Genomic DNA, 12,057 nt, shown 5'->3' with positions numbered 1-12,057 from the left:
ATCGGTGGTGGCGTTCAGGGCAACCCCCTTGTTCGGTGGTGTGCGGGACCGCCGACCGGTGGGGTGCGGGGCCGGGAACGGGGCCGGCCCCGTTCCCGGCCCCGCGCCGACGGCTTGTCAGCGGTTCGGCGACGGCGGGCGGGTCAGACGGCGAGCGCCTGGGCCCGGCGCTTCACCTCGGTGCCCCGGTTCTCCCGCAGAGCCTGGGCAGGGGTGCCCGGAAGGCTCGGATCCGGCGTGAAGAGCCACTCCAGCATCTCCTCGTCGCTGAAGCCGTCGTCCCTCAGGAGGGTGAGCGTACCGGCGAGGCCCTTGACGAGCCGGTTCTCCCCGATGAAGGCGGCCGGCACTTGGAGCACCCGGTTCTCTCCCCGGCGCACGGCGATCAGCTGGCCCTCCTTGACCAGCTGTCGCACCCGGGTCACCTCGACGTCGAGCCGCTCCGCGACCTCGGGGAGGTTGAGCCAGTCGGAAACGAGTGCATCGGTCTTCGCGTCAATCTCGGTCACAGGGCAAGCCTGCCATCCCGCGCTGACAGTCGGGAGCGGGGCACCAGCACACGCCGGTGTTTCGCCCGGAGGCCGGCCGCGGCCGGAACACCCGCCCGTGCCACACCCCTCCGCGCTGTTCCGGCCCGGGCCTAGCCGCCCCGCCGCTCCGCGACCGCGGTCTTGAGCGGCACCGAGGTGTCGGCGGCCGGACCCCGGTCCAACACCGCTCCGCGCTCGATGAGTTTCCGCCCCTGCGCGAGGTCACGGGGCCGCCCCACCGCGAGCACCGCGACCAGCTTCTCCGCCCGCAGCCAGCAGACCGACCACGCCGTGTCCGTCGGATTCCCTCGCCAGAGCATCTCGTCCGCTCCGGTGTGGTGGCCGGCGTACTGCACGAACCGCCCGAACTGCTCCGACCAGAAGTACGGCACCGGGTCGTGGACCGCCGCTCCGGCCGGCCCGGAGACGATCTGGGCGGCTACCGTCCGCGGCCCCTGCAGGGCGTTGTCCCAGTGGTGGATGAGCAGCCGTTCGCCGTACCGGGCCGAGGGGAAGGAGGCACAGTCCCCCACCGCGTAGATCTCGGGCACCGAGGTCCGCAGCCGTTCGTCCGCGCGTACCGAGCCGTCCGGGCACAGGTCGACGCCGGAGCCGGCCAGCCAGTCGGTCACCGGCCGTGCGCCGATTCCCACCACGACCTCGTCCGCCGTCAGCCGTCGGCCGTCCGCCAGGAGCACGGTCCCGTCCGCCACCGCGCTGACCTGCGCCCCGGTGAGCAGCCGCGCGCCGCTCTCGGCGTACCAGTCCGCCATGTGCCGGGTGATCTCGGCGGGCAGGGCCCCGGCGAGCGGCTGGTCCGCCGCCTCCACGACCGTCACTTCACAGCCCGCCTCCCGGGCCGCCGTGGCGAACTCGGCCCCGATCCAGCCCGCTCCCACCACGACGATCCGCCGGCGCGCCGCCAGCACTGACCGCAGCCGTTCGGCGTCGTCGAGGGTGCGCAGCACGTGGATTCGGGGAGCGGCGTGGCTGCCGGAGAGCCTCCGGGGTTCGGCCCCGGTGGCGATGACCAGGTGGTCGTAGGCGATCGGTCCGGCCTCGGTGTCCAACCGCCGCTCGTCCGGGTGGAGTCGGTGCGCCCGCCGACCGAGCAGCAGCTCGACGTCGAGCGCGGTGAAGTCGATGTCGAAGGCCGAGCCCTCGGCCGCCCCCAGGAGCACGGCCTTGGAGAGCGGCGGCCGGTCGTACGGCGGATGAGGTTCGGCCCCGACCAGCGTGATGGCGCCGGGCCAGCCCTCCTCGCGCAGGGCGACCGCGGTGTGTGCCCCGGCCATCCCGGCTCCCACGATCACGACCTGGCGCTGTGTGTGCTCGACCTCGTCCACGCGTTCAGCCTAAGGCCCCGTCGGAGATCAGCACCGTCCGCCCGGTGTACGGGAAGCGGCGGCCTCCGGGCGGCGCGAAAAGGCCGGGGCGCGCCCTCTGCAGGATCGGGCCCGGTGGAGCGGCGGCCCGGCCCGGTCAGCCAAACCGGCGGGCACACCGCGCCTTGACGGTCGGCCGGCCGGGGCTAGGCTGGCTGGCGCAGAGCACTCGCGGGAGCCCGGCGTACCGGGCTGAGAGGGAGGCTGGAGGCCTCCGACCGTACGAACCTGATCCGGATCATGCCGGCGAAGGGAGGGGTTGGAGACCCATGCACGCACCCCCGGAGGGCGGTTCGGCGCCCGCGCGTCGACCGCTTCCGCAGCCCTCGTCCAGCCACGACGTCCTGGTCGTCGGTGGCGGTGTGATCGGGCTGGTCACCGCCTGGCGGGCGGCTCAGCGCGGTCTGCGCACCGCCGTCGCCGACCCCGCGCCCGGCGGGGGCGCGGCGCGGGTGGCGGCCGGCATGCTCGCCGCGGTGACCGAACTGCACTACGGCGAGGAGGCGCTGCTCGGTCTCAACCTCGCCGCGGCGCGCGGCTACGCGTCCTTCGTCGAGGAACTGGAGGAGGCGAGCGGCCAGAGCGTCGGCTTCCGCGCCTGCGGCACCCTGGCCGTGGCACTGGACGCGGACGATCGGGCACAGCTGCGGGATCTCCACGGCCTCCAGCGCGGTCTCGGTCTGGAATCCCAGTGGCTGACGGGCCGTGAGTGCCGTCGGCTGGAGCCCCTGCTGGCCCCGGGGGTGCGCGGCGGCCTGCGGGTGGACGGGGACCACCAGGTCGATCCCCGGCTGCTCGCCTCGGCCCTGCTGCGCGCCGCCGAGCGGGCCGGGGTGGTCTTCCACCGGCAGTGGGCCGAGAGCCTGTCGGTCCGCGCCGGTCGGGCCACCGGAGTCCGCCTCACTGACGGGACGGGGATCCACGCCGAGCAGACGGTCGTGGCCGGCGGGAGTCTCAGCGGCCGGCTCGCCGGCCTGCCGGCGGAGGTGCTGCCGCCGGTCCGCCCCGTCAAGGGGCAGGTGCTGCGCCTCCGGGTGCCGAAGGGCCTGGCGCCCTTCCTGTCCCGGACGGTGCGCGCGGTGGTCCGCGGCGGCCAGGTGTACCTGGTGCCGCGGGAGAGCGGTGAGCTGGTGATCGGCGCGACGAGTGAGGAGCTCGGCTGGGACACCACGGTCACCGCGGGCGGGGTCTACCAACTCCTGCGGGACGCACATGAACTGGTGCCCGGCGTCACCGAACTGCCGCTGACGGAGACCTCGGCCGGGCTCCGTCCCGGCTCCCCGGACAACGCCCCGCTGCTCGGCCCGACCGCCCTGCCCGGCCTGCTGCTGGCCACCGGCCACCACCGCAACGGGGTACTGCTCACCCCGGTCACCGGGGACGCGCTCGCCGAGGCCCTGACGACCGGCGAGTTGACCCCCGAGGCCCGCCCCTTCTCCCCCGATCGCTTCGCCGGCCCGGTGAACCGCGCCGCCAGCACCCCACGACAAAGGAGCACCCAGTGACCTCCTCCGCCGCCGGTCCACTGCCCGGTCCCTCCTCCGACGTCCAGGTCTCCCTCAACGGCGCCCCCCGGGAGATCCCGGCCGGCAGCACCCTCGACCACCTGGTCACCATGCTCACCACGGCACCCTCCGGAGTCGCGGTGGCGCTCAACGAGACGGTCGTCCCGCGCGGCCGGTGGTCCACCACCCCACTCCGACCGGGTGACCGGGTCGAGGTCGTCGCCGCGGTGCAGGGAGGCTGAGGTGCCCTCCCCGCCGACCGGAACACCCGGCCACCCACCGGCCCAGCTCTCCGCACCCGGCGCTTTCGGCGAAGGGGCCGATCCGCTCCACCTCGGCGGCGCCGTCCTCACCTCCCGGCTGATCATGGGGACGGGCGGCGCCCCGAGCCTCGACATCCTGGAGCGGTCCCTCGTCGCCTCCGGCACGGAACTGACGACGGTGGCGATGCGCCGTCTCGACCCGGCCGTCAGCGGCTCCGTCCTGTCCGTCCTGGACCGGCTGGGCATCCGGACCCTGCCGAACACCGCGGGCTGCTTCACCGCCGGGGAGGCGGTGCTCACCGCGCGGCTGGCCCGCGAGGCGCTCGGCACGGACTGGGTGAAGCTGGAGGTCGTGGCGGACGAGCGGACGCTGCTCCCGGACCCGGTCGAACTCCTGGAGGCCGCCGAGACGCTGGTCGACGACGGCTTCACCGTCCTGCCCTACACCAACGACGACCCGGTGCTCGCCCGCAGGCTGGAGGATGTCGGGTGCGCGGCGATCATGCCGCTCGGCTCCCCCATCGGCTCGGGGCTCGGCATCCGCAACCCGCACAACTTCCGGCTGATCGTCGAGCGGGCCCGGGTGCCGGTCATCCTGGACGCCGGAGCGGGCACCGCCTCGGACGCCGCGTTCGCGATGGAACTGGGCTGCTCGGCGGTGATGCTCGCCTCGGCCGTCACCCGGGCGCGGCACCCCGTGGCGATGGCGGAGGCCATGCGGTACGCGGTCGAGGCGGGACGTCTGGCCCACGAGGCCGGGCGCATCCCCCGCCGCCACTTCGCCGAGGCGTCCTCCCCCTCGGAGGGCGTGGCGTTCCTTGACCCGGAGCGCCCCGCCTTCGGGTGACCGTCTGTCCGCGGGCGTCATCGCTGGTCAGGAAGTGGCGGGGCGGTTCCGCGCAGGTCACCATTTCGCTGCATCCCGCTCTCCGGAGCAGTGAGAAAGCCCGGTGTGTCCGCGTTGCCTCGTAGACTCATCGCGTGGATACGACCCTCCAGGACCCGCTCGTCGGTCAGGTGCTCGACAGCCGTTACCGGGTCGACGCGCGCGTTGCCGTCGGCGGCATGGCCACGGTCTACCGGGCCATGGACACCCGGCTGGACCGGGTGCTCGCCCTCAAGGTGATGCATCCGGCGCTCGCGGCGGACGAGGCCTTCGTGGACCGGTTCATCCGGGAGGCCAAGGCGGTGGCCCGGCTCGACCACCCGAACGTCGTCGGTGTCTACGACCAGGGAACCGACGGGACGTACGTCTACCTCGCCATGGAGTACGTCGCCGGCTGCACCCTGCGCGACGTGCTGCGCGAGCGGGGCGCCCTCCGGCCGCGGATCGCGATGGACGTCCTGGAACCGATCCTCGCCGCGCTCGGCGCCGCCCACCGAGCCGAACTCGTGCACCGCGACATGAAGCCGGAGAACGTGCTGATCGGTGACGACGGCAGAGTGAAGGTCGCCGACTTCGGCCTCGCCCGGCCGGTGGACACCAACACCTCCGCCTCCAGCGGAGCGCTGCTGGGCACCGTCTCCTACCTGGCGCCGGAGCAGATCGAGCACGGGACCGCCGACACCCGCGTCGACGTCTACGCCTGCGGCATCCTGCTCTACGAGATGCTGACCGGCGGCAAGCCGCACACCGGGGGCACTCCGGCCCAGGTGCTCTACCAGCACCTCCACGAGGACGTGCCGCCGCCCTCGGAGACGGTGGCCGGGCTCGCCCCCGAGCTGGACGCCCTGGTGGCCGCGGCCACCGCCCGTTCCCCCGAGGCCCGCCCGGCGGACGCCGTCGCGCTGCTCGCCAGGGCCAAGGAGGCCCGGAAGGCGCTCACCGACGAGCAACTGGACACCGTGCCGCCGCAGGCCCTCGCCCGGGAACCCTCCGGCTCGGAGGACCTGACCAGCGTGATCCCGCGGCACGGCGCCGGGCGCGCCCTCCCCGCTCCGGCCGGAGCGGACCCGCTGAACCTGACGACCAGGCTGGAGCCGTCCGAGGCGGTGTCGGGGACCGGTCCCCTGGAGCCGGGCGGCGGCCCGGGGCGCCGGGGCGGGCGCTGGTGGCTCCCGAGCCGCGGGGTGCTGGCGCTGCTGGCGGCGGTGCTCATGGTGGTGGGCCTCGGCGCAGGCGTCTGGTACATCAACTCCGGTCAGTTCACCAGGGTGCCCGGAGTGCTCGACATGCCCCGGCAGCGGGCCGAGCGGGTCCTGTCCGACAAGGGGCTGTCGGTGTCGTTGAAGGAGGCGTTCAGCGACACCGTGGAGCAGGGCCGGGTGATCAGCTCGGCCCCCGAGCCGGGCTCCCGGGTGCGGGGGAACGGCACCGTCACCCTCACCGTCTCCCGGGGCCCCGAGCTCGTGAAGGTCCCGGACGTCCAGGAACTGCCGCTCGGGGAGGCGAAACGGAAGCTGCGGAAGGCCGGCCTGGCCCCGGGCATCGTCAATAAGGAGTTCGACGAGGAGGTACCGCCGGGCTCGGTGATCCGCACCACGCCCGAGGCCGGTACCGAGCGCCGGTCGGAGTCGGCCATCGCGATCATCGTGAGCCGAGGCGCCCCGATCGAGACCCCGGACGTCGTGGGCGACTCGGTCGACGAGGCCCGGGAGGCGCTTGAGGAGGTGGGCCTCAAGGTCAAGATCGCCACCTCCGGCGCGTTCTCCAAGGAGGACAAGGGCTCGGTCGCCGAGCAGTCACCGGGCCGCGGAGAGGAGCTCGCCAAGGGCGACACGGTCACCCTGACCCTCTCCAAGGGCCAGGAGATGATCAAGGTCCCGAACGTCGAGGGCATGCACCAGGACGAGGCCAGGAAGAAGCTGGAGAAGGCCGGGTTCAAGGTGCGGGTCAGCCGCTTCTTCCTCGGCGACACCGTCTTCAGCCAGTCGGTGGGGGGCGGCGAGAAGGCCCCCAAGGGCAGCCAGATCACCATTCGGATCCGGTGAACCGACGGGAGCCTCCGCTCCCCGCCCCGCTGCGGACCGGCACCAGTGACGGCGATCCGGGCCCGGCCCCGCCCCGCCACCGACCTGGCACCCTGGAGGGGTGAACACTGACGATCGCTCCCTCCGCAACCCCGTCGGCGGCCATGTGCCGGTGGCGGGCGGGCTCGCCACCAAGGGTCTGTCCTACGCCCACGAGATCGGCGCCGAGGCCGTGCAGGTCTTCGTCGCCAACCCGCGGGGCTGGGCCACTCCTCCCGGCGCACCGCAGCAGGACGAGGCCTTCCGCGAGGGCTGCCGGCAGCGGTCGATCCCGGCCTACGTCCACGCCCCGTACCTGATCAACTTCGGCTCCCACACCGAGGCGACGGTCGACCGGTCGGTGGAGTCACTGCGACACTCGCTGCGTCGGGGCCGGGCCATCGGAGCGCTCGGCGTGGTGGTGCACACCGGCGCGGCCACCGGGGGCCGTCCGCGCTCGGAGGCGCTGGCCCAGGTCAGGGAGCGGATGCTGCCGCTGCTCGATGAGCTGACCCATGACGACGACCCGTGGCTGCTCCTGGAGCCGACGGCCGGCCAGGGCGCCTCGCTCTGCGCGCTGGCCGAGGGTCTCGGCCCCTACCTGGAGGCGCTGGACCACCACCCCCGGCTCGGCCTCTGCCTGGACACCTGCCACGCCTTCGCTGCCGGCCACGACATGGCGGCGCCCGGCGGGATGAAGGCGCTGCTCGACGAGGTGGTGGAGACGATCGGTACCGGCCGGTTGAAACTGGTCCACGCCAACGACTCCAAGGACGTGGCCGGCGCATTCAAGGACCGGCACGAGAACATCGGCGCCGGCCACATCGGGGCGGACCCGTTCCGCGAGTTGCTCCGCCACCCGGCCACCGAAGGGGTGCCGCTGGTCATCGAGACCCCGGGCGGCAAGGAGGCACACGCGGTGGACGTGGCCCGGCTCAAGGAGTTGCGCGAGGACTGAGGTCCGGAGGGCGGGACGGCCCGGTGTGCCGGCCCCCGGCGCGCTAGAGTTCCGGGCCGTCTCCGGGCTCCTCCTGGTAGGAGTAGCGCTGCTCCCGCCAGGGGTCCCCGATGTTGTGGTAGCCCCGCTCCTCCCAGAACCCGCGCCGGTCAGCGGTCATGTACTCCACGCCCCGCACCCACTTGGGCCCCTTCCAGGCGTACCGGTGCGGTACCACCAGTCGGGCGGGGAAACCGTGCTCGGCGGTGAGTGGTTCACCGTCCTTGTGGGTGGCGAAGATGGTGTGCTCGGCCTCGAAGTCGCAGAGCCGCAGGTTGGCGCTGTAACCGTACTCGGCCCAGACCATCACGTGGGTGACCTCCGGTGCCGGTGGCACGAGCTCCAGGAAGGTCCGGGCGACGACCCCGCCCCACTCCGCTCCGAGCATGCTGAACTTCGTGACGCAGTGCAGGTCGCCGACGACCGTGGAGTAGGGCAGGGCGCTGAACTCCTCGTGGTTCCAGCTGCGTTTGTCCCCGCCGAGCGTCGCACCGAAGATCCCGAAGTCCCAGCGGTCCGGCTTGAACCTGGGCACCGGGCCGTAGTGGGTGACGGGCCAGCCACGCTGCAGACGCTGCCCCGGCGGAAGCCCGGGCTGCTCCCCCTCCTGGCTTTCCGGCTGGCCCATGGCTCCATGGTGACAGACCGGGGTCGAGCCTCGGGAGGAGGGCTACGGCAACCGGCGCAACTCGCACTAGATCCGTACTTACTGGATCAGGCCTCCGAGCGGTGCGAGGATGCGGCGAACCTGCCGTTCCGCCCGGAAGGAGTCATTTGCGATGCAGGGCGATACCGAGGTCATCGAGTTCCTCAACGAACAGCTGACCGCCGAGCTCACCGCGATCAACCAGTACTTCCTGCACTCCAAGATGCAGGACAACTTCGGCTGGCCGAAGCTCGCCAAGTACACCCGGGCCGAGTCGTTCGACGAGATGCGGCACGCGGAGGTGCTCACCGACCGCATCCTGTTTCTGGAGGGCCTGCCGAACTACCAGCGCCTCTTCCACGTCCGGGTGGGGCAGACGCTCACCGAGATGTTCCGGGCAGACCTGCAGATCGAGCTGGAGGCCGTGGACCGGCTGCGCCGCGGGGTGGAGGTGATGCGCGCCAAGAGCGACATCACCTCGGCCAAGATCTTCGAGAGCATTCTCGCCGACGAGGAGCACCACATCGACTACCTGGAGACCCAGCTGGACCTGATCCAGAAGCTCGGCGAGGAGCTCTACATCACCCAGCTGGTGAAGCAGCCGGACAGCTGACCGGAGCCCGGAGAAGAACGGCGGTTCAGAAGACCGACGGGGCGGCAGGTACCGGTGCCCCGTCGACGGACTCCGCTGGAGTCACCGTCCCGGCGTCCAGTGCGACCGGGGCGCTCCGCTCCCCCAGCCCTCGGGCCGGGCCGTAGGCGCCACGGCCCAGCAGCGCCTGGATGCGTCGGACGCAGCCCCCGCAGTCCGTACCGGCCCTACACAGGGAGGCGATCCGGCGGGGGGAGCATGCGCCGGAGTCCGCGTGCTGGCGCACCTGTTCCTCGGTGATGCCGAAGCAGGAGCAGACGTACACGCGATCACCTCCATAACCACAGATGAATAAGGCAAGCCTTAGGAAAGTAAACCTAACCTTACTCATCTCGCCATACCTGGACAATGCCGAGGGGCGCGGATCGATGTGATCCGCGCCCCATTGAGCGGTGCTCCGGCTTACTGGTCCCGGTACATCTCCGCCACCAGGAAGGCCAGGTCGAGCGACTGGCTGCGGTTCAGCCGCGGGTCGCACGCCGTCTCGTAGCGCTGGTGCAGATCGTCGACGAAGATCTCGTCGCCCCCACCCACGCACTCGGTGACGTCCTCCCCCGTCAACTCGACGTGGATGCCGCCCGGGTGGGTGCCGAGGCTCTTGTGGACCTCGAAGAAGCCCTTCACCTCGTCGAGCACATCGTCGAAACGGCGGGTCTTGTGACCGGAGGCCGCCTCGAAGGTGTTGCCGTGCATCGGGTCGCACACCCAGACCACCTCGGCACCGGAGGCGGTGACCTTCTCCACCAGGGTCGGCAGCCGGTCGCGGATCTTGTCCGCGCCCATCCGGGTGATGAAGGTCAGCCGGCCGGGCTCACGGTCCGGGTCGAGCCGCTCGATGAGGGAGAGCGCGTCCTCCGGGGTCGTCGACGGGCCCAGCTTCACCCCGATCGGGTTGCGGATACGGGAGGCGAACTCGATGTGCGCCCCGTCCAGCTGCCTGGTCCGCTCACCGATCCAGAGCATGTGACCGGAGACGTCGTAGAGCTGGCCGGTACGCGAGTCGGTCCGGGTGAGGGCGGACTCGTAGTCGAGGATCAGCGCCTCGTGGGAGGCGAAGAACTCCACGGTCCGGAACTCCTCCGGGTCCACCCCGCAGGCGTTCATGAAGTTCAGCGCCCGGTCGATCTCCCGCGCCAGCGCCTCGTAGCGCTGGCCGGAGGGCGAGGACCGGACGAAGTCCTGGTTCCAGGCGTGCACCTGCCGCAGGTCCGCGTAGCCACCGGTGGTGAAGGCCCGCACGAGGTTCAGCGTCGCGGCGGAGGCGTGGTACATCCGCTTGAGCCGGTCCGGGTCCGGAACCCGCGCCGCCTCGGTGAACTCGAAGCCGTTGACGGAGTCCCCGCGGTACGTGGGGAGCGTCACACCACCGCGGGTCTCGGTCGGCTTGGAGCGGGGCTTGCTGTACTGCCCGGCGATCCGGCCCACCTTGACCACCGGCACCGAGCCGGCATAGGTCAGCACCGCGCCCATCTGGAGCAGCGTCTTCAGCTTGTTGCGGATCTGGTCGGCGCCCACGGCGTCGAACGCCTCGGCGCAGTCGCCGCCCTGCAACAGGAACGCCTCGCCCATGGCAACGGCCCCCAGCCGGGCACGCAGCTGGTCGCACTCGCCGGCGAAGACGAGCGGAGGATACGACTCGAGGTCCGCCACTACATTGCGCAGCGCCTCGGAGTCGGGCCACTCGGGCTGCTGCGCCGCGGGAAGGTCTCGCCAGGTGTTGCCACCGGCAGTGGTTTCTGCGTTCACGGTCACATCGCCAACCTTACGGGGTCTTGTCCGCCACCCCACCCGATGCCCGTAGTCTGAGACAGCCGATGGCGGTCCCGGCCCCGCCGCGCCGCCGGCCTCCGGGGTGGTTTTCCTCCCTGGACCGGACAACGCCCCGCCGCGCCGCCGGGATCCCGCTCGGCGGGCGCCGCCCGTCAGCGACGCCCGCCGTGCGGGTCACCGGTCAGCCGAAGAAGACCCCCGCTTCCTCGTAGAGCGCCGGATCGACGGTCTTGAGCTTGGCCGTGGCCTCCACGATCGGCACTCGGACGATCTCCGTGCCGCGCAGGGCCACCATCTTGCCGAAGTCCCCCTCCCGCACCGCGTCGATCGCGTGCAGCCCGAAGCGGGTGGCGAGCCAGCGGTCGAAGGCGCTCGGGGTGCCGCCGCGCTGCACATGGCCGAGGACCGTGGTGCGGGCCTCCTTGCCGGTGCGCTCCTCGATCTGCTTGGCGAGCCACTCGCCCACCCCGGACAGCCGGACGTGGCCGAAGTCGTCCTGGGAGGCGTCCTTGAGCACCATGTCCCCGCCCTTGGGCATGGCGCCCTCCGCCACCACCACTATCGGGGCGTACCGGATCCGGAACCGCGACTCGACCCAGGAGCACACCTGGTCGAGGTCGAATCGCTGTTCCGGGATGAGGATGGCGTTGGCGCCACCGGCGAGCCCGGAGTGGAGGGCGATCCAGCCGGCGTGGCGACCCATCACCTCGACCACCAGGACACGCATGTGCGACTCCGCCGTCGTGTGGAGGCGGTCGATGGCCTCGGTGGCGATGTTGACCGCGGTGTCGAAACCGAAGGTGTAGTCGGTGGCCGAGAGGTCGTTGTCGATGGTCTTGGGGACGCCGACACAGGCGATGCCGTACTCGCCGGACAGCCGGGCGGCGACCCCGAGGGTGTCCTCGCCGCCGATCGCGACCAGGGCGTCCACCTCGGTCTTGGTCAGCGTCTCCCTGATCCGCCGGACACCGTGCTCGACCTTGAACGGATTGGTCCGGGAGGATCCCAGGACGGTGCCGCCGCGAGGCAGGATGCCACGCACCGCGGGGACGTCCAGCCGTACGGTGTCCCCTTCCAGCAGCCCTCGCCAGCCGTCGCGGAATCCGACGAAGTCGTAGCCGTACTCCTGGGTGCCCTTGCGGACCGCCCCCCGGATGACGGCGTTGAGCCCGGGACAGTCGCCGCCCCCGGTCAGAACTCCCACCCGCATGGTGTTCCCTTCCCCTTCTGCGTCTCTTCTCGCGCGTCCTCCCGTACTGACCAGACCCTCCTGCGGCCCGGCCGGCCTCACGCTAACGGTGATCCACGTCACAGGGGATGGAGGAAAAGGGGGCAATTCGCCGATTGTGCAGTACAGGGC

At 71.9% G+C, this 12,057-nt stretch carries 12 protein-coding genes and 1 riboswitch; of the genes, 6 read left to right on the top strand and 6 right to left on the bottom strand.

Going from position 1 to position 12,057, the window contains the following annotated elements; translation table 11 throughout:
* Window positions 1–143 precede the first annotated feature (143 nt).
* Both BGP73_RS02980 and BGP73_RS02975 read right to left on the bottom strand, forming a co-directional pair.
* On the bottom strand, window positions 144–509 hold the full coding sequence (locus BGP73_RS02980) for an Rv2175c family DNA-binding protein (protein ID WP_069811799.1): 366 nt from the start codon (window positions 507–509) through the stop codon (window positions 144–146).
* A gap of 131 nt (window positions 510–640) precedes the next feature.
* Window positions 641–1,825 (bottom strand): NAD(P)/FAD-dependent oxidoreductase, encoded by a 1,185-nt coding sequence (locus tag BGP73_RS02975; protein ID WP_107473949.1) that lies wholly within the window; start codon window positions 1,823–1,825, stop codon window positions 641–643.
* A gap of 251 nt (window positions 1,826–2,076) precedes the next feature.
* A riboswitch (TPP riboswitch) is annotated at window positions 2,077–2,188 on the top strand.
* Here BGP73_RS02975 and thiO point away from each other — a divergent pair.
* The 5 genes from thiO (at window position 2,185) to BGP73_RS02950 (ending at window position 7,590) form a co-directional block, all read left to right on the top strand.
* The gene (gene thiO, locus BGP73_RS02970; RefSeq protein WP_069811797.1) at window positions 2,185–3,420 is read left to right on the top strand and encodes a glycine oxidase ThiO; all 1,236 of its coding nucleotides are present in this window, start codon (window positions 2,185–2,187) and stop codon (window positions 3,418–3,420) included. It overlaps the preceding riboswitch by 4 nt.
* Window positions 3,417–3,662, top strand: coding sequence for a sulfur carrier protein ThiS (gene thiS / locus BGP73_RS02965; protein ID WP_374701110.1), 246 nt, complete (start codon window positions 3,417–3,419; stop codon window positions 3,660–3,662). Before thiO ends, thiS begins: the two co-directional genes overlap by 4 nt.
* A gap of 1 nt (window position 3,663) precedes the next feature.
* Window positions 3,664–4,530 carry a thiazole synthase gene (locus BGP73_RS02960; protein ID WP_280138120.1) on the top strand — a complete coding sequence of 289 codons (867 nt, stop codon included), beginning with the start codon at window positions 3,664–3,666 and terminating at the stop codon, window positions 4,528–4,530.
* 134 nt (window positions 4,531–4,664) lie between these two features.
* Complete coding sequence (gene pknB / locus BGP73_RS02955) at window positions 4,665–6,614, top strand: Stk1 family PASTA domain-containing Ser/Thr kinase (protein WP_069811796.1); 1,950 nt, start codon at window positions 4,665–4,667, stop codon at window positions 6,612–6,614.
* A 100-nt stretch (window positions 6,615–6,714) separates the two neighbouring features.
* The gene (locus BGP73_RS02950; protein ID WP_069811795.1) at window positions 6,715–7,590 is read left to right on the top strand and encodes a deoxyribonuclease IV; all 876 of its coding nucleotides are present in this window, start codon (window positions 6,715–6,717) and stop codon (window positions 7,588–7,590) included.
* Window positions 7,591–7,633: 43 nt separating this feature from the next.
* On the opposite strand, the gene BGP73_RS02945 is transcribed toward BGP73_RS02950, so the two are convergent.
* Complete coding sequence (locus tag BGP73_RS02945) at window positions 7,634–8,257, bottom strand: sulfite oxidase-like oxidoreductase (protein ID WP_069811794.1); 624 nt, start codon at window positions 8,255–8,257, stop codon at window positions 7,634–7,636.
* A gap of 151 nt (window positions 8,258–8,408) precedes the next feature.
* On the opposite strand from BGP73_RS02945, the gene bfr reads away from it, so the two are divergent.
* Window positions 8,409–8,888: a bacterioferritin gene (bfr, locus tag BGP73_RS02940; protein WP_069811793.1), complete on the top strand. Its 480-nt coding sequence runs from the start codon at window positions 8,409–8,411 to the stop codon at window positions 8,886–8,888.
* A 25-nt stretch (window positions 8,889–8,913) separates the two neighbouring features.
* Here bfr and BGP73_RS02935 read toward each other — a convergent pair whose 3' ends face one another.
* From BGP73_RS02935 to BGP73_RS02925, 3 genes are all read right to left on the bottom strand, one after another.
* Window positions 8,914–9,192, bottom strand: a complete 279-nt coding sequence (locus tag BGP73_RS02935) for a (2Fe-2S)-binding protein (protein WP_069811792.1) — start codon at window positions 9,190–9,192, stop codon at window positions 8,914–8,916.
* Window positions 9,193–9,329: 137 nt separating this feature from the next.
* Entirely contained in the window at window positions 9,330–10,673 is a 1,344-nt protein-coding gene (locus BGP73_RS02930) for a class II 3-deoxy-7-phosphoheptulonate synthase (protein WP_170837746.1), read from the bottom strand.
* 205 nt (window positions 10,674–10,878) lie between these two features.
* On the bottom strand, window positions 10,879–11,907 hold the full coding sequence (locus tag BGP73_RS02925) for a 6-phosphofructokinase (protein WP_069811790.1): 1,029 nt from the start codon (window positions 11,905–11,907) through the stop codon (window positions 10,879–10,881).
* Between the last annotated feature and the right edge of the window lie 150 nt (window positions 11,908–12,057).

The sequence above is a fragment of the Streptomyces sp. TP-A0874 genome, assembly GCF_001748085.1.
Lineage (GTDB): Bacteria > Actinomycetota > Actinomycetes > Streptomycetales > Streptomycetaceae > Streptomyces.
The sequence above is the reverse complement of the archived record's forward strand: the minus strand, read 5'-3'. Positions and strand labels throughout refer to the sequence as shown.